The organism is Erwinia sp. BNK-24-b (genome assembly GCF_047456155.1).
Lineage (GTDB): Bacteria > Pseudomonadota > Gammaproteobacteria > Enterobacterales > Enterobacteriaceae > Erwinia > Erwinia phyllosphaerae.
In genome coordinates, this window is sequence record NZ_CP179901.1 from 2,704,714 (window position 1) to 2,724,679 (window position 19,966).

Below are 19,966 nucleotides of genomic sequence, written 5' to 3' on the forward strand. Positions count from 1 at the left end.
GCTACCCCATAACGAAACGGCGCTGATTTCAGATGAAAATTTTCCTGTTACTGCGGCGCTTCGCTTGTTTTTTCTGGTTTAAATCACTCAACCTTTTCGTCGTCCTGGAGCCACATGACTGGAGAGTAAGGAGCCAGCCTGCCCGTGCTTTTTATCCGTTTAAGTATCAGCTCACCTTAATTAATAGCATAGGTTATTAAAGATGCAATAGCAAAGCGTGTTTGACGAAAAATACGTTTCGCTATAAATTTTGCTCTATGAAAAATACACTGGCCGATCGGCTGAACATGGCTATGTCCATGATAGGAATCACTCAGGGTGCTTTGGCAGAAGCGTCGGGCGTCTCACAACCCACTATCTGGCGTCTGACGAAGGGCAAGGCGGAAGGATCGCGCAAGCTGGTTGATATCGCCAGGGCGCTGGACGTGAACGTACAATGGCTGGCCAGTGGCGAAGGCGAAATGCGTGGCGAGGCCGTATTAGGTGAAATAGAAAAAGCGACCAGCGCATCAACAATACCGGTCTGGGACGTTAACGGCAAAACGCGAGAGGTGGTTTCAGCGCCAAACGGCGTAAAGGCTAAAAAAAGCTGGCGTGCTTATATTCTCGATCGAAACAGCGGCTGCGCGGAGGCAACCAGCGGCAGCATCGTGATTATTGATACCGAAGCCGCGCCGCAATCCGGCGATTTAGTGCTCGCAAAAGTGAATACGCGCATCTCGGTTTACCACTATCTGGAAGGGCCTTCTAACGGCTATTTAACCGTTGACGATCCTCGTCTGCCTGCCGTCGAGCTGTCATCAGAAGCAGAACTGACCGGCGTCGCCATCTTTTTAATACGCGATTTACGGCGATAACCTATAGCACAGGCTATCTTATCGATAGCCTGCGTTATTAAAAGTGGCCGTGATTCGGCATACAGCTTGAGCCCCTTTCGCCCTCTTACGGTGTTTCTCCACAATAGCCATACCGTCGCAGCGCGCGACAGTACAAATATCGGGGTAGTCACCAGACAAGCGAAACGGCAAATATCAGGACCAGTCAGCGGGCAATGCCGGGGCAGTCCGTAGATTTGTTGATAATTAAAAAGGCAGGAGCTTAACTTACGAAGGCTTTGTAGCTGACCGTCATAGTGGTTTTACAGAAGATGCATTTAGCACCGTGGGGGTTTTTAGGTGTGATACTGTGAAGCGAAAAACGGTACTGACATCCGTGGCATGTCGGACATCTGAATTTAATATCAGGAATAAAATAACCTTACTTTTTTTGAATTGAGTACTGACCTTAACACTCCTGCCGGCTATTGTCGAACGAAGTTCTCATTTTCTGCCCTAAAACAGAGAATAAATAAAATGCGCTGGTAAAATAAAGGCGAAGCGGCAAACACCATATTACATTTTACTCATGGCGTAGCCGTAAACTTTATTTTTATTAAGCTGTACAGTCAACGTCTTACCTTCAGTCGTGCTCATAGCATTGGCCTGGCTCCAGGACCACATCATAATCAGCCGCCCTTCCGGATAAGGCGTTTCTGTCGCTGGCTGCCCAAAAAGCGAAATCAGTTCCTGTCTGGTGGTGCCATAGTGGATCTGCGCCAGCTTTGCCTCATCAAAATTTTTTCCTGATGATGCTGTACAGCCGCACAGAACGAGCAAGATACAGATTATAAAAACGCTTTTTTGCATATTATTGCCTTTTTTTCATGGGTTCGCCTGAGGCGAATAGTCAGTGATTACGGCTATAGCATCAAGGATGTGATAAAAAAATATTAATGCCAGAAAATATTCTGGCATTCTTATAAATAAATTCATTTTTGGCATGACGCTTTTTTCTCTTCCAGGCTTATTGCTGATGCAGCTTGTTCCTTCCCTGCTAAGAACACCGGACCTGCAAGCCTGGGCAGTAAAAAATGGAACGGAACTGCTCAACTTCTCTGCTGATGGTTACAAACATCAGGCTCCAGACACACTTTTGCTCTCTGAAACATACACAACGTGCTTATTGCTGCGTAAAAGTTAATCCGTTGTATCAATCACGGTGAATCACTGTATGGTGGCGAGTTCAGCGCGAGCTGAAAAATGGATTTCCCCTTGTAACAGTTTCATGCCTGTGTAACGCAGGCTTTTTTACTGCTGACACCGAATTTATGAACAAGCCAGGTACTCCTACTACCCGGCGAGTGAGAAGAAGCCTGCTTAGCTGCGGGCTTTTTTTCGTCTGAACCGGCTACGGAGGGTTAAAGCACGGGATTTTCTATCTCATCCACCAGCTCGCTCCCCTGATTTTTTACGCTCCCCACCGATTTTGTAACCGCATGCCAGGCAAACTCGCCTGCCGGGACAGATTTGTCCTGCACAATTGCATCAATCTGTTTTAAAGCGGTATCAGGATTAAGCCAGTCCAGTACGGCGGATGGTTCCAGCACCAGCGGACGGCGATCGTGAATATCAACTAACCCTTCATTGCTGGCAGCGGTAACGATGACAAAACCTTCTCTGTCGTGCGGCTTATCATAGGGCGCTTTACCAATGGCGGCGAAAAAGAGCGGCTTACCCGATTCGTGATAAATAAAATAGGGCTGCTTCCGGCTGCCATCACGCTTCCATTCATACCAGCCATCCGCCATTACAATTGCCCTGCCGTGATGCCAGAGCGGCTTAAACATCCTTCCCGTGGCAGCGGTTTCGACCCTGGCGTTAATAAGCGGCTGCTTATCCCACCATTCCGGACCATAGCCCCAGTAAACCGGATCGAGACAAAGAGATTCATCACGCATGTTAAGCAGTAACACCTTAGTACCGGGCGCCACGTTATAGCGTCCAACAGGCGTATCATCCCAGGCTATGTCACGCTCCACCTGTCCGGCGAATATGTCTAAATATTCTTCGCGCGATCTGTATTGAGTAAATCGTCCACACATATGCACCTCCGCTAACAAGCGTAGCAGAGCGGTTTACGCTGGCAGACGGAAAGTCCGATACGAGCGGCTACGATCTATGCTTACCTGATTCGGAGCAGGATGTTGCGTGAGAGAGTCAGGGAAGGAGTTTACCCATGAGAAAATCTTTGTATTTAACCCAAAGGTGAATGCCACAAACGGGCGTTGTGGCTCTCACTGTGCTATCGGCCAGAGATGGGGTGCAGCTTAAAAAAGCAGTGGAGGAAAACAACACCCGGCAGCTAACGCTTATGAACGCCAAACTAAACGAGTTTGTGCTACATGCGTGCTACGATAAGGAGGCGATGTAATTTACCCCATATAATTCATTTAATTACACCACTAAACCTGCATATTCATCACTTCAGAATAAGCGTTCACCAGCTTATTACGTACCTGAATACCCATCTGCATAGAGACGGATGCTTTCTGCATATCGACCATCACGTCGTTCAGGTTGACGCCCGGTTTGCCCAGTTCGAAATCCTGCGCTTCGGTACGGGACGCATTTTGCGTATCGCTGATTTTATTTAGTGCTTCTTTCATTGCATCTGCGAAATCTGCGTGACTGGTTGCATCAGTACGCTGGCCGGTTGCCTGTACTGCTGCGGTCTGCAGCTGCTGCATTACGCTCTCAATGCCTTGAATTGCCATGGTTTGCCTCTGTGTGTAAAGGGTAGTTCGTTTTGTTGTATAAAAACTTACCACAATGTCAATAAGACAAAGCCCGTAAATAAGCGCAAAAGTCGCAGCTTATCCAGCCATCGAATTTTTCAATTCAGAAAATAATAGCTCCCCATAAGAGGTGGATTAATCTGTTTAGCCAGCACATCAGGGAGTCAGATTTGTTACGACACTACACGAAACAGTCCGGTCAACTGTCAGGCGGGAAAGAGTCATGAATGCAACTGTCACGCAGGATCAACCAGAGAAGAAAGGTCTGAACGATCTTTTCGCTCGTTTAAAGGCAAATCCTCGCATCCCGATTATCATCGCTGCGGCGGCTGCCGTTGCCATTATTATCGCTATGGTGCTGTGGGCTAAACAGCCTGAATATCGCGTGCTCTACAACAACCTTAGCGATGAAGATGGCGGCGCCATCATCACTCAGCTAACCCAGATGAACGTGCCTTATCAGTTTGATGATAAAGGCGGCGCGCTGATGGTACCCGCAGAGAAAGTGCACGAGCTGCGCCTGCGTCTTGCCCAGCAGGGCCTGCCGAAAGGTGGCGCGGTCGGTTTTGAGCTACTGGATCAGGAAAAGTTCGGCATCAGCCAGTTCAGCGAGCAGGTTAACTACCAGCGCGCGCTGGAAGGCGAGCTGTCACGCACTATTGAAACATTAGGCCCGGTGAAAAACGTTCGCGTTCATCTCGCCATGCCAAAACCGTCGCTGTTCGTACGTGAACAGAAAGCGCCAACGGCGTCGGTAACCTTAACCCTGCAGCCTGGCCGCGCGCTGGATCAGGGACAAATTAGCGCCATCGTGCATATGGTTTCCAGCAGCGTTGCTGGTTTACCACCGGGCAACGTCACCGTTATCGATCAGGCCGGTCACCTGTTGACCCAGTCCGATAATGCAGACCGCGACCTTAACGATGCCCAGCTGAAATATGCCAGCGATGTTGAAGCTCGCTTCCAGCAGCGTATCGAAGCGATTCTGAACCCGATTGTGGGTAACGGTAACGTACATGCTCAGGTTACGGCGCAGATTGATTTCAACGCTCGTGAGCAGACTGACGAGAAGTATCAGCCGAACAGCGACCCGACTAAACAGGCGATTCGTTCACGTCAGAGCAGCAACAGTGAACAAAATGGCGGACAGAACGGCGGCGTGCCTGGTGCACTCTCTAACCAGCCAGCTCCAGCCAATAGCGCGCCGGTAACGACGCCAGCAGCAAACAATAATGCTAACGGTGCTAACGGTGCTAACGGCGCAGCGGCTAACAACGCTAACGCTAACCAGAACACGAGCACGGCGAAAACGGGGCCATCAAGCAGCCGTAATGATGACACCACGAACTATGAAGTAGATCGCACCATCCTGCATACCAAGATGAATGTAGGTGAAGTACAGCGTCTGTCAGTAGCGGTTGTGGTGAACTACAAAACCGACGCGGCCGGTAAGCCGATAGCGCTGACCGATGCACAGCTGAAGCAGATTGATAACCTGACGCGTGAAGCGATGGGCTATTCAGAGCAGCGCGGCGATACGCTGAATGTTGTTAACTCACCATTCAACGAGACGGCCGAAACCGGTGGCGACCTGCCATTCTGGCAGCAGCAGTCCTTCATCGACCAGATGATGGAAGCAGGACGCTGGTTGCTGGTACTGATTGTGGCCTGGATCCTTTACCGCAAGCTGGTTCGTCCACAGCTTGCACGTAAAGCGGCACAGGAAAAAGCGATGGTGGAAGCCGCTAGCCAGGCAAGAGCAGGCAGCGACGACAACGAAGCCGTCTCCGTTAAGCTGTCAAAAGACGAGCTTGACCAGGAACGTAAGTCTCAGCACCGCATGAGTGCTGAGGTAATGAGCCAGCGTATTCGTGAGATGTCGGAAAACGACCCACGCGTGGTGGCTCTGGTCATTCGCCAGTGGATGAAGGACGAACTATGAGTCTCACCGGTACCGAAAAAAGCGCCATTCTGATGATGACGATTGGCGAAGACCGCGCGGCCGAGGTGTTTAAACACCTTGGTACCCGCGAAGTACAACACCTGAGCGCCGCGATTTCAAATATGCGTCAGGTATCACACAAGCAGCTGACCGAAGTGCTGCGCGAGTTTGAGACAGACGCCGAGCAGTTCGCAGCGCTGAACGTCAACTCAAACGACTACCTGCGCTCCGTACTGGTTAAAGCGCTGGGCGAAGAGCGCGCCTCCAGCCTGCTGGAAGACATTCTGGAAACCCGCGAAACCACCACGGGTATGGAAACGCTCAACTTTATGGAGCCTCAGGCGGCTGCCGACCTGATCCGCGACGAACATCCGCAGATCATCGCAACCATCCTGGTGCACCTGAAGCGTTCGCAGGCGGCCGATATTCTGGCGCAGTTCGACGAGCGTCTGCGTCACGATGTGATGCTGCGTATCGCCACCTTCGGCGGCGTACAGCCAGCGGCGCTGGCCGAGCTGACCGAAGTACTGAACGGCCTGCTGGATGGTCAGAACCTCAAGCGTGCGAAGATGGGCGGCGTAAGAACCGCAGCGGAAATCATCAACCTGATGAAAACGCAGCAGGAAGAAGCAGTTATCGAAGCGGTTCGCGAGTTCGACGGCGAGCTGGCCCAGAAAATCATCGACGAGATGTTCCTGTTCGAAAACCTGGTGGAAGTCGACGACCGCAGTATCCAGCGTCTGCTCCAGGAAGTGGAATCGGAATCGCTGCTGGTGGCGCTGAAAGGCTCCGAACAGCCGCTGCGCGAGAAGTTCCTGCGCAACATGTCGGCGCGTGCGGCAGATATCCTGCGCGACGACCTGGCAAACCGTGGCCCGATGCGTATGTCGGCGGTGGAAACAGAACAGAAAGCAATCCTGCTTATCGTTCGTCGCCTGGCGGAAAGTGGCGAGATGGTAATCGGCGGCGGCGAGGAACAATATGTCTGATAAATCTTCGCTGCCCTGGCGGCTCTGGCAGCCCAACGATCTTGGGCAGCCAAACAAGCCGCTGATGGCCTCCTTCGACGAGCCGGAAATCGTTCAGACAGAACCGTCTGACGATCCGTTCAGCCAGCAGCAGTTTGAACTGGAGCAGATGCAGAACCAGGCACGCAGCGAAGCACAGGGACAGGGTTACGCCGAAGGCCACCAGCAGGGTTTTAACGAAGGACAGCGCGCCGGTTTTGACGCTGGTTTTCAACAAGGGCTGGCGGAAGCGCAGCAGCAGCAGGCTCCGCTTCAGGCGCGCATGCAGCAACTGGTGTCCGAGTTCTCCCATACGCTGGAAGCGCTGGACAGCGTTATCGCCGCTCGTCTGATGCAGCTGGCGCTGGAGGCCGCTCGCCAGGTAATTGGCCAGGCGCCGCACGTTGACGGCACCGCCCTGCTCCGCCAGATTCAGGGCATGATCCAGCAGGAGCCGATGTTTAGCGGCAAACCGACGCTGCGCGTGCATCCTGACGATCTGCAACGCGTTGAGCAGACGCTGGGCGCAACGCTTAGCCTGCACGGCTGGCGTCTGCTGGCAGACAGCACTATCCATCCCGGCGGCTGCAAAGTCAGCGCCGAAGATGGCGACCTTGACGCCAGCATCGCAACGCGCTGGCACGAACTTTGCCGCCTGGCTGCACCGGGAGAACTGTAATGACGACCACTCGTTTATCGCGCTGGCTTGGCGCGCTTGACTCTTTTGAACAACGCATGGCAACCCTGCCGGAAGTGCGCCGCTATGGCCGCCTGACCCGCGCAACCGGCCTGGTGCTGGAAGCGACCGGACTGCAACTGCCGCTGGGCGCAACCTGCGTGATTGAACGAGTGGACGGCAACGGCATTAACGAAGTGGAAAGCGAAGTGGTCGGCTTCAACGGCCAGAAACTGTTCCTGATGCCGCTGGAAGAAGTAGAAGGCATTTTGCCTGGCGCACGCGTTTATGCACGCGCCACCGGCGAGCACAGCGGTAAACAGCTGATGCTTGGCCCGGAACTGCTGGGCCGCGTGCTGGACGGCAGCGGTCGTCCGCTGGATGGGTTGCCTGCACCGGAAACCGGCTACCGTGCGCCGCTGATCACGCCACCGTTTAACCCGTTACAGCGTACGCCAATTACCGATGTGCTGGACACCGGCGTGCGGGCAATTAATGCCCTGCTGACGGTCGGTCGCGGCCAGCGTATGGGCCTGTTCGCCGGTTCTGGCGTGGGTAAAAGCGTGCTGTTGGGCATGATGGCCCGCTACACCAAAGCCGACGTGATTGTGGTTGGTTTGATTGGCGAACGTGGCCGCGAAGTAAAAGACTTTATCGAAAATATCCTGGGCACCGAAGGCCGTGCGCGTTCAGTTGTTATCGCCGCGCCTGCGGATGTCTCTCCTTTACTGCGTATGCAGGGTGCCGCTTACGCTACCCGTATCGCAGAAGATTTTCGCGACCGTGGCCAGCACGTGCTGCTGATTATGGACTCGCTGACCCGTTATGCGATGGCGCAGCGTGAAATCGCGCTGGCGATTGGCGAACCACCGGCGACCAAAGGCTATCCGCCTTCCGTTTTCGCCAAGCTGCCTGCGCTGGTAGAGCGTGCCGGTAACGGTATCGACGGCGGCGGTTCGATTACCGCGTTTTATACCGTCCTGACCGAAGGCGACGACCAGCAGGACCCGATTGCGGACTCCGCGCGCGCCATCCTCGACGGCCATATCGTGCTGTCGCGTCGCCTGGCGGAATCGGGCCACTATCCGGCAATAGATATTGAAGCTTCAATCAGCCGCGTGATGTCGCATCTGATTGACGACACGCACTACGCGCGGGTACGCCAGTTCAAACAGCTGCTTTCCAGCTACCAACGCAACCGTGACCTGGTCAGCGTGGGGGCCTATGCAGCCGGTAGCGATCCCATGCTGGATAAGGCGATCAAACTCTATCCCGAGCTAGAAACTTTCCTGCAGCAGGGCATGTTTGAGCGCAGTACTTTTGACGACGCCTGTCTGCATCTGCAGGCGATTTTCGGTTAAGGCTGAATCATGGCAAAACACGCATCGCCTATCGAAACCCTGTGCGGCCTGGCGCAGAAAGATCTGGAAAAAGCCGCCATCCAGCTTGGTGACGTTCGTCGCGGCCAGAAACAGGCCGATGAACAGCTGACCATGCTGCTGAATTATCAGGATGAGTATCGCAAAACGCTGAACAACACCATGGCGGAAGGCATCAACAGTACGCGCTGGTACAACTATCACCAGTTTATCGAAACGCTGGAAAAGGCGATCGACCAGCACCGCCAGCAGCTGGCGCACTGGAACGGCCGCGTAGAGAACGCATTGCGTCTGTGGCGCGAAAAGCAGCAGCGGCTTCATGCTTATGAAACCCTGCAGGCCCGCGCGGCAGCGACCGCATTACTACAAGAAAACCGTCTCGATCAGAAACGGATGGATGAATTTGCCCAACGGGCATCATTGAGGAAAGGTGAATGATCACTTTGCCACTGGTTACCAACGCCACTAACGCTACCAAAGCGACGTCTGCTGCCACGACTACCGCAAGCGCTACGGATGCTACCGATATCGGTACGGATTCCGGCATCGCTGCGACGGGAACAGCGGCTGAAACCGGTAGCGCGGGTTTTCTGACGCTGCTTGGCAACAAGCTGTTGACGCTGGCGCAGCAGGGGCAAACCGCTGCCCTGCCTGCCAGCACGACCGCCGCCACTGCCGCCAGCACGGACGACAAAGATACCTCATCGCCAAAAGCGAAGCTTAACGCACTGCTGGCCGCGCTGGACAAGCCCGAAACGCTGAATGCGTTGCTACAGCCCACCAAAGCCGGTACGCAAAGTAAAGATAGCGAGTTGACCGATACCAGCGAAAGCAGCGAAGGCACCGCCGCTACCGCAACGACTACGCTAAGCAATAACGATATGCAGGCGCTACAGGCGCTGTTTGCCATGCTGCCGCAGGCACAGGCGCAGCCAGCAGCGACCGCCACAGCGGCTAAAGGCAGCGATACGCTGGCCGACGGCGGCATTAAGGGCAGCAATGCGAACGCGACACTCGCTTCGCTCTTATCAAACGCTAAGGCAACCACGGCCAGCGCTGATGAATCAGTGAAAGGCAGTGATAAAAATAGCCAGCCCGGCAGCAGCACTGTGTTGACGACCTCAACCGCCGCTACCGCGCAAAAAACCGATGCCAATACGGCTACGCTGACCAGCGCTTTCCAGCAGGTTTTAGGTCAGGTGAGCAAGGATAATGATAAAGAAAACTCAAGTTCTGCCACACAATCGACGATAACCACTAATGTTATTAGTGCAGCTTCTGCCGCGGTGACGCCAGCAGCCAGCTCGCTGGTCACGGCTCCGGCCGCGCCACAGCTGAGTTCACAGCTGGGCAGTCCGGAATGGCAGCAGGCGCTGGGCCAGCAGATTGTGATGTTCAGCCGTAACGGTCAGCAGACCGCCGAGCTGCATCTGCATCCGCAAGATCTGGGCAGTATACAAATAAGCCTTAAGCTGGACAGCGATCAGGCGCAGCTGAGCATGGTATCGAACCACAGCCAGGTTCGTGCCGCGCTGGAAGCCGCCATGCCGCAGCTAAAAGAAGCGCTGGCGCAGAACGGCATTAACCTGGGCCAGACCAACGTCAGCAGCGACGCGTTCCAGCAAGGCCAGAGCTTTAGCGGCCAGCAGGATCAGCAGCGTAATAACAGCCGTGGCAATACTTTTAGCCTGACGACTGACAATGACGATGTGACGCCAATTGCCGTTCCTGCCTCGCTGCAGTCGCGTGCAGCCGGTAACGGCGCTGTTGATATTTTCGCCTGACGGCCACAAACGCAAAAGCTAACGGCAAAACCCGCGTCTTTTCGCCCTATTGTTTGGCAACCGATGCGGGATAATCTGCCCATAACGTCGTCAGGGAGCGGATTAGATTGCTTCCGAAAATACTCACAGGAATTATCGCCAGTATGACTGAGAAGAAAGCCAAAAGCGGCAAACGTAAACTTTTGATTATCCTCATAGCGCTGATCGTTGTAGCCGCTTGTGGCGTCGGAGGTTATCTGGTCTGGCATAAAATGCACGGACCTGCCGATAAGGCGGAAGCTGCCAAGCCAACGCCACCGCCCGCGCCGGTCTTTTTCGCGCTGGATACTTTTACCGTTAACCTGATTAATCCGGATAACGATCCTGACCGCGTTTTGTATGTTGGATTCACGCTGCGTTTGCCAGACCAGGAAACCAGCCAGCGCATCAACGACTATCTGCCGGAAGTGCGCAGCCGTCTGCTGATGCTGCTCTCTAACCAGAACGCCGCCGCGCTTGGCAACGAGCAAGGCAAGCAGGAGCTGGTGAAACAGATTAAAGCCGTACTTGCACCGCCGCTGGTGCCGGGACAACCTCCGCAAAAGGTGACTGACGTTCTGTTCACCGCCTTTATCCTGAGGTAAGACAAAATGGGCGACAGCATTCTTTCACAGGCGGAAATCGACGCGCTGCTCAACGGCGACAGCGACAGCGCGGCAGAAGAGAACGTCAGCAGTGCGGGCGACAGTGATATTCGTCCTTACGATCCCAATACCCAGCGTCGCATGGTGCGCGAACGTCTGCAGGCGCTGGAGATCATTAACGAACGCTTTGCGCGTTCTTACAGGATGGCGCTGTTTAACCTGCTGCGCCGTAGCCCGGATATCACGGTTGGTGCGATTAAAATTCAGCCTTACCATGAATTTGCTCGCAACCTGCCGGTCCCGACGAACCTGAACCTGATTCATCTGAAGCCGCTGCGCGGCACCGCGCTGGTGGTGTTCTCGCCAAGCCTGGTGTTTATCGCCGTGGATAACCTGTTTGGCGGCGACGGTCGTTTCCCTACCAAGGTGGAAGGCCGCGAGTTTACCGCTACCGAACAGCGCGTGATCCGCAAGATGCTGAAGCTGGCGCTTGAGGGGTACAGCGAGGCGTGGAAACCGATTTATCCGCTGGATGTGGAGTATGTTCGCTCCGAGATGCAGGTAAAATTTACTAATATTACAACTTCACCTAACGATATCGTGATTACCACGCCGTTTCAGGTGGAGATAGGCAACCTGGTCGGCGAGTTCAATATCTGTATTCCGTTCAGCATGATTGAACCGCTGCGCGAAACGCTGGTGAATCCGCCGCTGGAGAACTCGCGTCAGGAAGATCAGAACTGGCGTGAGACGCTGGTTAAGCAGGTGCAACACTCCGAACTGGAGCTGATCGCCAACTTTGCCGACGTCTCAATGCGGATTTCGCGCCTGCTGGCGCTGAAGCCCGGCGATGTATTACCGATAGAAAAACCGGATCGCATTATCGCTCATGTCGATGGCGTGCCGGTGCTGACCAGCCAGTACGGCACCATGAACGGGCAGTACGCGCTGCGAGTGGAACATTTGATTAACCCGATTTTGAACTCGATGAATGAGGAACAGCCCCATGAGTGATACCAACAAGCCGTCCGCTGACGACCTCTCTGCGGACGACCTTTGGGCTGACGCGCTGAACGAGCAGTCAAACACTACCAGCAGCGCGTCTGAAGGGGTGTTTAAATCTCTGGAAAGCAACGATATCGCCGGTTCGCTGCAGGATATCGATCTGATTATGGACATCCCGGTCAAGCTGACCGTGGAACTGGGCCGTACCAAGATGACCATTAAGGAGCTGCTGCGCCTGACGCAGGGTTCAGTGGTGGCGCTGGAAGGTCTGGCCGGTGAGCCGCTGGATATTCTGATCAACGGTTATCTGATTGCCCAGGGCGAAGTGGTCGTGGTCGCAGATAAGTATGGCGTGCGCATCACCGACATTATTACGCCTTCCGAGCGTATGCGTCGACTGAGCCGCTAATGAGTAGCAGCCAGGCACAGCAGTCAGCGGAACAGCCGCAGAACGATGCGGGCCAGCAACAGTCTGCGAGCCAAACGCAGAACGATGCGGGTCAGCAACAGTCTGCGAGCCAAACGCAGAACAATGCGGGCCAGCAACAGTCTGCGAACCAAACGCAGAACGATGCGGGTCAGCAACAGTCTGCGAGCCAAACGCAGAACAATGCGGGCCAGCAGTCGGTTATCCACTCACCGATGATGCAACAGCAGCCTGTGGGACAGCCGACCGTTTCTACCGGTTCGGTGCTGGCCCAGGTGAGCAGCGTACTGGCCGCGATTATTCTGTTAATTCTGGCCTGCGCCTGGCTTGCCAAACGCCTTGGCTTTACGCCGAAAACGGGCAAGCGTGGACAACACGGTTTGTCCGTTAGCGCCAGCTGTCAGGTTGGACAGCGCGAGCGCGTAGTGATTGTTGACGTGGAAGATGCCCGGCTGGTGCTGGGCGTGACGGCGCAGCAGATCACCCATTTGCATACCCTGCCGCCGTCAACGGCGCAGGAAAATCCGGAAGAGCCGCCGCCGCGCGATTTCCGTCAGGTTTTAGAGCTAATTAAACGCGCTGGAAAACCAAAATGAAACGCATTTTTCCCCTGCTGGCCTTGCTGTTGCTGTTGGCCCCTGAAGTTCACGCCCAGCTGCCAGGCCTGATTAGCCGCCCAACGGCAAACGGCGGCCAGAGCTGGTCGCTGCCGGTACAGACGCTGGTATTTATTACCTCGCTGACCTTTCTGCCCGCTATTTTGCTGATGATGACCAGCTTCACGCGCATCATCATCGTGTTTGGCCTGCTGCGTAACGCACTGGGCACGCCATCCGCCCCGCCAAACCAGGTACTGCTTGGCCTGGCGCTGTTTTTGACCTTTTTTATTATGAGTCCGGTGTTCGACAAGATGTATCAGGACGCTTATCTGCCGTTCAGCGAAGATAAGATGAGCATGCAGGATGCCATTGATAAAGGCGCGCAGCCGCTGCGGGAATTTATGTTGCGCCAGACGCGCGAAGCGGATCTGGCTCTGTTTGCCCGCCTGGCTAATACGCCGCCGTTACAGGGGCCGGAAGCCGTGCCGATGCGTATTTTGCTGCCGGCCTATGTGACCAGCGAACTGAAAACGGCTTTCCAGATTGGCTTTACCGTCTTTATTCCTTTTTTGATTATTGACCTGGTGGTCGCCAGCGTACTGATGGCGCTGGGGATGATGATGGTACCGCCCGCGACGATAGCGTTGCCCTTTAAGCTCATGCTGTTTGTGCTGGTAGACGGCTGGCAGCTGTTGATTAGTTCGCTGGCGCAAAGTTTTTACTCATAAACGGGCTAACCCGAAACAACGGTGTCGCGGCACAACCTGCGCTGACGACATTCCAAAGCACTATTATTTCCCGGAGTCGTGATGACACCTGAATCGGTTATGTCAATTGGTCATGATGCGCTGCACGTCGCGCTGCTGCTGGCGGCTCCGCTGCTGCTGGCGGCCCTGTTTAGCGGTTTGTTTATCAGCCTCATTCAGGCTGCGACGCAGATCAACGAGCAGACGCTCTCTTTTATTCCTAAAGTCCTCGCCGTGGTTGCCACTATCGTGGTGGCTGGCCCGTGGATGCTGAACCTGGTGCTGGACTACATGCGCACCTTGTTTACCAACCTGCCAACCATGATCGGCTAAATGATTAACTTCGACAGCAGCCAGCTGGTGTTATGGGTAGGCCAACTTTTCTGGCCTCTCGCCCGCGTGCTGGCGTTAATCATGACCGCGCCGATCCTGAGCGAAAAATCGATCAGCAAAAAAGTAAAGCTGGGTCTGGGCCTGCTGATCACTTATGTGCTGATCCCGACGCTGCCGCCCGTGAACATCGCCTTGTTCTCATTTTCAGGCCTGTGGCTGTTGATTCAGCAGATTCTTATAGGCGTCGCTATAGGTTTTACGATGCAATTCGCTTTTGCGGCGGTGAGAACAGCCGGGGAAGTGATTGGTTTACAAATGGGAATTTCCTTCGCCACCTTCTTCGATCCTGCCAGCCGACTGAATATGCCGGTGCTGGCCCGTTTTATGGATATGCTCGCGATGTTGCTGTTTTTATCCTTTAACGGTCATCTCTGGTTAATTTCTATGGTGGCAGACAGCTTTCATACGCTGCCGATTGGCGGTGATTTAGTCAACGGCAACGCTTTTCTGGCGCTAACGCGTGCAGCCAGTTTGATTTTCCTTAATGGAATGCGATTAGCGCTACCCTTGATAACTCTGCTGCTCATCATTAACCTGGCACTGGGTTTGTTAAACCGTGTTACACCTCAGCTGTCGGTATTTGCTATTGGCTTTCCCATCACCTTATCAATCGGTCTGGTCTTTATGAGTCTGATGATGCCGCTCCTCGCCCCCTTCTGCGAGCATCTGTTTAGTGAAGTATTTGATTTACTCTCGCAGATCCTTAATGAGCTTCCCGCCAGATAAACTTAAGTGTTACCCCACCCTATAAGACAACCCAATGATGCATAGTTAAGCGCATAGAATGTTTTAGTGCATTTTTCAAACCACGCTTCACAGAAATAACCTAAGGAAAATCTGATAAATTGCCGACTTCAATGAAAATTATTCTTATTAAAAGCCACTTCGCGTATTTTGTTTAACGAAACAGCTCGGATGTTGCGTGAAAGTTAAACAGAGTGAGCTTCAAAAGGGACTGTTTTTACTGAAGTTTTTATTTTTTGTAGTTTTTCTTGTATAAAACCGCGTTTTACGGCATTGTCAGCACCGCTTGTCACGCACTCATTCGTGTAGTGAATGTTTTTTAGGAATCGTCCTATCAGGTTTTTCTGCGTTCTGCGCGATAGTGGCGTGGTTCACAAAAGGGATGCAGTCTGCATCCGTCAGGCACTCGGCCTGGAAGCGGTTTTTATCCTGGTAGCTGTGCATTATGTGCCCGGACTAAACGGTTATCTCAAGCATAGATCGATCAAATTAGCGCTAAACTGACAGTGTTAATGCTGAGTACAAATAATAAAACTGAAAACAGAACATATTACTCTCGTAACTTACACAACGCGTAATTCATCGTTAGTTTAAACGAATAACAATTTGGTGAGGGTCGCAGTTATGCCAACAATTATAATGGATTCATGCAGCTACACACGCTTAGGCCTTACTGACTATATGTCGGTTAAGGGAGTTAAAAAGAAATATATTACTTCTGTTACCGATATCGATCAGCTACAGATTAAATGTCAACAGGTTCAACCTGGCGTCGTGTTTATTAACGAAGATTGTTTTATTTATGAAGCAGATGCCAGTGAGCGCATCAGAGATATTATTACACAGCATCCTGACACACTGTTTTTTATCTTTATGGCTATCTCCAATATCCATTTTGAGGAATACCTCTACGTTCGTAAGAACCTGATTATTACGTCAAAATCGATTAAGCCTGCGACACTTGATAATTTACTGGTTTCCTATTTCCAGAAAAAACTAAATGTTTCACCTCGCTATTCCGCTGGTTTCGATGTTCATCCATTGACGCTAAGCCAAACCGAGTCAAACATGCTGAAAATGTGGATGTCTGGCCACGATACAATTCAAATATCGGACAAGATGCAAATTAAGGCCAAGACGGTTTCTTCGCACAAAGGCAATATTAAACGTAAGATTAAAACACACAACAAACAGGTTATTTACCATGTGGTTCGCCTGACCGATAACGTTACCAGCGGTATCTACGTTAACGTTCGCTAAGCACAAAAAAAAGCCGACGACACCGTCGGCTTTTTTGTTCACTTCTGTTAGCCAAATCACACTTCACCCATAATCTTTCCTTACTTTCTGCCGATGTCTTGTAAACAGAGCGAGGCCTGCCGCTTCGTTTCCCCAGCAAAGAGCGAAAGGGTATGAAATCATTTTCCCAAAATGTGGGCGATTCCCACATCAGTTTCTGGCAACATTTGCGTCTGGTTCCTCTTTTTAGCGCGATTCTCGGCGCTATCCTGCTTTTGTTCGCGCTTTGTATTGGGCTTGCCAGCTATTACCTGATCCAGAGTAACCGGTCACTTCAGGATATTACCGAAGAAATTCAGGTACGCATGGCTATTTCCAATAGCTCCAACCATATGCGCACGGCCCGGCTTAACCTTATCCACGCTGGCGCAGCGGTGCGTGAGGGTAATATGGAGCTGTTTGACAAAAACCTTAAGCAGGTTGAAAACAGAATTAAGCTGGCTACCGATAATTTTCAGGCCTATATGCATCGCCGGATTAAAACGCCAGAGGATGAAGCGCTGGATGGTGAACTGACTACCCGCTTTACGGCCTACCTTAATCAGGGCCTGGTACCGATGATAAAGAATGCACAGGCCGGTAGTTTTGAAAGCGTGCTCAGTCGGGAAACGGACGTCACTCGTAACCTGGATGACGCTTATAACGCCGTGCTGCTAAAGGCAATTGCCATTCGTACCCAGCGCGCCACCGCCATTAATGCCAGAGCAGAAGCGCAAACGCGTATGGGCTTTATCATGATGGCCAGCGCCTTTGCCGCCGCGCTATTGCTGACGCTGGCAACCTTTATTTTCCTGCGCCGCGTCGTTATCGCCCCGCTGCGCAATGCGGTAGACAGAATTGAGCGTATTTCCCACGGCGACCTGACCGCCACGCCGCAAAGCTGGGGACGTAGTGAAATCGGCACGCTGGGCAGCCATCTGCAAACCATGCAGCAGGCGCTGGAAAAAACGGTCGGCACGGTACGTGAGGGCGCAATGGCCATTTATCAGGGATCGACGGAGATCTCGGCGGGCAACAGCGATCTTTCTTCCCGTACGGATCGGCAGGCGGCCGCGCTGGAAGAAACCGCTGCCAGCATGGAACAGCTTACCGCAACGGTGAAGCAGAACGCGGAAAACGCCCATTTTGCCAGTCAGCTTGCTAACGATGCCTCCGGCAAAGCTCGCCAGGGCGGCGACATTGTTTCCGGCGTTATCAGTACCATGAACAATATTTCTACCAGCTCAAAGAAAATAGCTGAAATCACCACCGTTATTAACAGCATCGCTTTTCAAACGAATATTCTGGCGCTTAACGCCGCCGTAGAGGCCGCGCGGGCTGGTGAACAGGGCCGTGGTTTTGCCGTAGTCGCCAGCGAAGTACGCAGCCTGGCGCAGCGTAGCGCCGGTGCGGCAAAAGAGATTGAAGGATTGATAGCCGAATCGGTGAGCCTGGTCGGACAGGGTTTATATCAGGTAGGCAACGCAGGTGAAAAGATGACGGATATCGTCGAAGCCGTGGGCGGCGTGACGAACATCATGACCGAGATCGCTTCTGCTTCAGATGAGCAAAGCCGTGGTATTCAGCAGATAAGCCTGGCCGTATCGGAAATGGATAACGCTACTCAGCAAAACGCATCGCTGGTTAAAGAGGCAACCGTGGCCGCCTCTTCGCTGGAAGATCAGGCTTCCCATCTTACTCAGGCCGTAGCCGCTTTCCATCTGAGCGGCAGCGTGCAAAACAGCGTTCGGCCAGCGGCATCTAAGGCCAGGCCAACGGCAGTAAAGCCCGCGCTGGCAGAAGCCGGTAACTGGGAAACTTTTTGATTAATCCCTGTCGCTAAGCACGGCGACAGGAGTTGGTTTTAAGCTGGCAATAAAAAAGGGCGAGAAATTCGCCCTTTTGCTGGATGGCTGACTACTGCTGCGGCTCAACAAAAATGCCGTCGCGATGCCCTGTTTCATTAAAAAACCAGATGCCCTGCGGATACTCTTCCAGCGCGACCAGATACATAGTGCCTTCGCTAAAGTCTTCAACCGCCAGCACCTTTCCGGCTCTGCGCGGCCCGCCGTCGGTTTTTACCGTAACCCGATCGTTCACCTTCATCTGATTTCCTCTGATAACACGCCAGATTGCTAAGATAGCGTAGCCGTTAACGGCGGGCAATGATCCATACGGCATGGACGATACCGGGAATATAGCCGCACAGGGTCAGTAAGATGTTTAGCCAAAAAGCGCCGCCAAAACCTACCTGCATAAATACGCCCAGCGGTGGCAGAAGAATAGCGATAATAATACGTAAAAAATCCATGATGCCTCCATAGCGTCGGATAACAGATTGTTTTGTAATCGTTTATTGATTATAGCGGCAATTTGCCGTTTCGCTCGGCGCGCGCGTGTAAAACAACGTAATCAATAAGCGTTATTTTCACTTTTTTAACGTTTTACAGTGAGACTTCTGACAACTACAGGGCTTACACTGTCCTCACTGCACCAACCCCAAAGGCGCAGTCAACCTAAAAAGTAACAAGGATTTTTGCCCGCGCAGCGCGGGCTTTTTTTTGTCTTTTTTCCGGGGTATAGCGCTGAAAAGCGCAAAAAAAACCCGGCCAGAAGCCGGGAAAGAAAGGAAAATTCGTTACAGAGAAAACTCTCTAAGCACAGTCTGACCGAACCCGCTCTTAAGAAGAATCTTAAACACGCCGCCTGATGCAAAACGCCTGTGAATTTATCCACCTTCTGCCCTTCATAAAACCGCCCGGAAACCGCGTCAAAAGTTAGCGACTGCTTTTTCCCGCCCTCTTCATTTCTCTCTGTTTTTTGAGACTAATCCTGGTACAACCGTCTCGTTTAAACAGCGCCCCACCCTTCGCCTCTGGCGGATAACGCTATACTTGATTATCCTGCACCGCGTTCGGACAGAAGGAGAAATAACGATGCCAGCGCTGCATGACCCGCTTATGATCATTACCGATTTGGATGGTTCGCTGCTGGATCACCATACCTACAGCTGGCAGCCCGCTCAGGCCTGGCTGGATCGCCTGCAGTCCGCTGCGGTACCGCTGGTAATTTGCTCCAGTAAAACCGCTGCTGAAATCGTCCCTCTCCAGCGCTCGCTGGGCATCACCGGCGCGCCTTTTATAGCCGAAAACGGTGCCGTGGTTAAATGGCAGCAGCAAAATAGCGCTACGGCTTCTCTTCCGGGCGGTAAAAATTATGCCGCGATTTGCGCCACGCTCGCGCAGCTGCGTGAGCAACACGGTTTTAAATTTACCGGCTTCGCGGATGTTTCAGAGAAAGAGGTGGCGGACTGGACAGGGCTGACACCGCACGATGCAGCGCTTGCTAAAACGCGTGAAGGCTCGGAAAGCCTGATCTGGCGCGATACGACAGAGCAATTTACCTTTTTTCAGCAGGCGCTGGCAAAACACGAACTGGAGCTGGTTCAGGGCGGTCGCTTCTGGCACGTCATGAATCAGGGACGCGGTAAAGGCGCAGCGCTGAGCTGGCTACTAACGCATTATCCCGCCTCCGGAAAAGGCCGCTGGATAACCATAGGTCTTGGCGATGGCCCTAACGACGCGCCCATGCTGGATAAAGTCGATTATGCCGTGGTGATCAAAGGCTACAGTAAAAACGCCGTTGAGCTAAAACGTCAGGATAAAGAGCATATCTTTTATAGCGCAGGTTTTGGCCCGCAAGGCTGGAGCGAAGGCCTGACGCACTATATAACGCAATAAACCCGCCCGC

At 53.0% G+C, this 19,966-nt stretch carries 23 protein-coding genes; 17 read left to right on the forward strand and 6 right to left on the reverse strand.

What is annotated here, in order from left to right; translation table 11 throughout:
• Positions 1-257: 257 nt before the first annotated feature.
• Positions 258-857 carry a helix-turn-helix domain-containing protein gene (locus ACMGGR_RS12195; protein WP_414146991.1) on the forward strand — a complete coding sequence of 200 codons (600 nt, stop codon included), beginning with the start codon at positions 258-260 and terminating at the stop codon, positions 855-857.
• Positions 858-1,098: 241 nt separating this feature from the next.
• Here the strand turns inward: ACMGGR_RS12195 and ACMGGR_RS12200 are convergent, their stop codons facing one another.
• The 4 genes from ACMGGR_RS12200 to fliE form a co-directional block, all read right to left on the reverse strand.
• Positions 1,099-1,248: a hypothetical protein gene (locus ACMGGR_RS12200; RefSeq protein WP_246759296.1), complete on the reverse strand. Its 150-nt coding sequence runs from the start codon at positions 1,246-1,248 to the stop codon at positions 1,099-1,101.
• 143 nt (positions 1,249-1,391) lie between these two features.
• Positions 1,392-1,685, reverse strand: a complete 294-nt coding sequence (locus ACMGGR_RS12205) for a hypothetical protein (protein WP_414146992.1) — start codon at positions 1,683-1,685, stop codon at positions 1,392-1,394.
• A gap of 551 nt (positions 1,686-2,236) precedes the next feature.
• The gene (locus ACMGGR_RS12210; RefSeq protein ID WP_246758961.1) at positions 2,237-2,920 is read right to left on the reverse strand and encodes an SOS response-associated peptidase family protein; all 684 of its coding nucleotides are present in this window, start codon (positions 2,918-2,920) and stop codon (positions 2,237-2,239) included.
• 360 nt (positions 2,921-3,280) lie between these two features.
• The gene (gene fliE / locus ACMGGR_RS12215; protein WP_246758955.1) at positions 3,281-3,592 is read right to left on the reverse strand and encodes a flagellar hook-basal body complex protein FliE; all 312 of its coding nucleotides are present in this window, start codon (positions 3,590-3,592) and stop codon (positions 3,281-3,283) included.
• A 244-nt stretch (positions 3,593-3,836) separates the two neighbouring features.
• Between fliE and fliF the strand changes: the two genes are divergently transcribed.
• The 15 genes from fliF to ACMGGR_RS12290 all read left to right on the forward strand — a co-directional run bounded on the left by fliF (position 3,837) and on the right by ACMGGR_RS12290 (position 18,042).
• Positions 3,837-5,555 carry a flagellar basal-body MS-ring/collar protein FliF gene (gene fliF, locus ACMGGR_RS12220; RefSeq protein WP_246758953.1) on the forward strand — a complete coding sequence of 573 codons (1,719 nt, stop codon included), beginning with the start codon at positions 3,837-3,839 and terminating at the stop codon, positions 5,553-5,555.
• Entirely contained in the window at positions 5,552-6,544 is a 993-nt protein-coding gene (gene fliG / locus ACMGGR_RS12225) for a flagellar motor switch protein FliG (RefSeq protein ID WP_246758951.1), read from the forward strand. Before fliF ends, fliG begins: the two co-directional genes overlap by 4 nt.
• Positions 6,537-7,241, forward strand: coding sequence for a flagellar assembly protein FliH (gene fliH, locus ACMGGR_RS12230; protein WP_246758949.1), 705 nt, complete (start codon positions 6,537-6,539; stop codon positions 7,239-7,241). Before fliG ends, fliH begins: the two co-directional genes overlap by 8 nt.
• A complete protein-coding gene (fliI, locus tag ACMGGR_RS12235) occupies positions 7,241-8,599 on the forward strand; it encodes a flagellar protein export ATPase FliI (RefSeq protein ID WP_281434521.1) in 1,359 nt (452 codons plus the stop codon). Before fliH ends, fliI begins: the two co-directional genes overlap by 1 nt.
• 9 nt (positions 8,600-8,608) lie before the next feature.
• Positions 8,609-9,055: a flagellar export protein FliJ gene (gene fliJ / locus ACMGGR_RS12240; RefSeq protein WP_246758947.1), complete on the forward strand. Its 447-nt coding sequence runs from the start codon at positions 8,609-8,611 to the stop codon at positions 9,053-9,055.
• On the forward strand, positions 9,052-10,401 hold the full coding sequence (locus ACMGGR_RS12245; RefSeq protein ID WP_414146993.1) for a flagellar hook-length control protein FliK: 1,350 nt from the start codon (positions 9,052-9,054) through the stop codon (positions 10,399-10,401). The genes fliJ and ACMGGR_RS12245 overlap by 4 nt, the downstream gene beginning before the upstream one ends.
• 143 nt (positions 10,402-10,544) lie before the next feature.
• Positions 10,545-11,024: a flagellar basal body-associated protein FliL gene (gene fliL / locus ACMGGR_RS12250; protein WP_246758945.1), complete on the forward strand. Its 480-nt coding sequence runs from the start codon at positions 10,545-10,547 to the stop codon at positions 11,022-11,024.
• Positions 11,025-11,030: 6 nt separating this feature from the next.
• Entirely contained in the window at positions 11,031-12,038 is a 1,008-nt protein-coding gene (gene fliM / locus ACMGGR_RS12255; protein WP_246758944.1) for a flagellar motor switch protein FliM, read from the forward strand.
• Positions 12,031-12,438, forward strand: coding sequence for a flagellar motor switch protein FliN (gene fliN / locus ACMGGR_RS12260; RefSeq protein ID WP_246758943.1), 408 nt, complete (start codon positions 12,031-12,033; stop codon positions 12,436-12,438). The genes fliM and fliN overlap by 8 nt, the downstream gene beginning before the upstream one ends.
• A gap of 233 nt (positions 12,439-12,671) precedes the next feature.
• Positions 12,672-13,052, forward strand: a complete 381-nt coding sequence (gene fliO, locus ACMGGR_RS12265; RefSeq protein WP_246759292.1) for a flagellar biosynthetic protein FliO — start codon at positions 12,672-12,674, stop codon at positions 13,050-13,052.
• Positions 13,049-13,783: a flagellar type III secretion system pore protein FliP gene (gene fliP / locus ACMGGR_RS12270; protein ID WP_246758942.1), complete on the forward strand. Its 735-nt coding sequence runs from the start codon at positions 13,049-13,051 to the stop codon at positions 13,781-13,783. The genes fliO and fliP overlap by 4 nt, the downstream gene beginning before the upstream one ends.
• Positions 13,784-13,864: 81 nt before the next feature.
• A complete protein-coding gene (gene fliQ, locus ACMGGR_RS12275) occupies positions 13,865-14,134 on the forward strand; it encodes a flagellar biosynthesis protein FliQ (RefSeq protein ID WP_246758941.1) in 270 nt (89 codons plus the stop codon).
• Positions 14,135-14,920 (forward strand): flagellar biosynthetic protein FliR, encoded by a 786-nt coding sequence (gene fliR / locus ACMGGR_RS12280; RefSeq protein ID WP_246758939.1) that lies wholly within the window; start codon positions 14,135-14,137, stop codon positions 14,918-14,920.
• A gap of 642 nt (positions 14,921-15,562) precedes the next feature.
• Complete coding sequence (rcsA, locus tag ACMGGR_RS12285) at positions 15,563-16,198, forward strand: transcriptional regulator RcsA (protein ID WP_246758937.1); 636 nt, start codon at positions 15,563-15,565, stop codon at positions 16,196-16,198.
• A gap of 152 nt (positions 16,199-16,350) precedes the next feature.
• Entirely contained in the window at positions 16,351-18,042 is a 1,692-nt protein-coding gene (locus ACMGGR_RS12290; RefSeq protein WP_414146994.1) for a methyl-accepting chemotaxis protein, read from the forward strand.
• A gap of 91 nt (positions 18,043-18,133) precedes the next feature.
• On the opposite strand, the gene dsrB is transcribed toward ACMGGR_RS12290, so the two are convergent.
• Entirely contained in the window at positions 18,134-18,322 is a 189-nt protein-coding gene (dsrB, locus tag ACMGGR_RS12295; RefSeq protein WP_246758934.1) for a protein DsrB, read from the reverse strand.
• Positions 18,323-18,368: 46 nt separating this feature from the next.
• On the reverse strand, positions 18,369-18,527 hold the full coding sequence (locus ACMGGR_RS12300; protein ID WP_414146995.1) for a YqaE/Pmp3 family membrane protein: 159 nt from the start codon (positions 18,525-18,527) through the stop codon (positions 18,369-18,371).
• A gap of 625 nt (positions 18,528-19,152) precedes the next feature.
• Here ACMGGR_RS12300 and ACMGGR_RS12305 point away from each other — a divergent pair.
• Positions 19,153-19,956, forward strand: a complete 804-nt coding sequence (locus ACMGGR_RS12305) for a mannosyl-3-phosphoglycerate phosphatase-related protein (RefSeq protein WP_414146996.1) — start codon at positions 19,153-19,155, stop codon at positions 19,954-19,956.
• Positions 19,957-19,966: the final 10 nt, after the last annotated feature.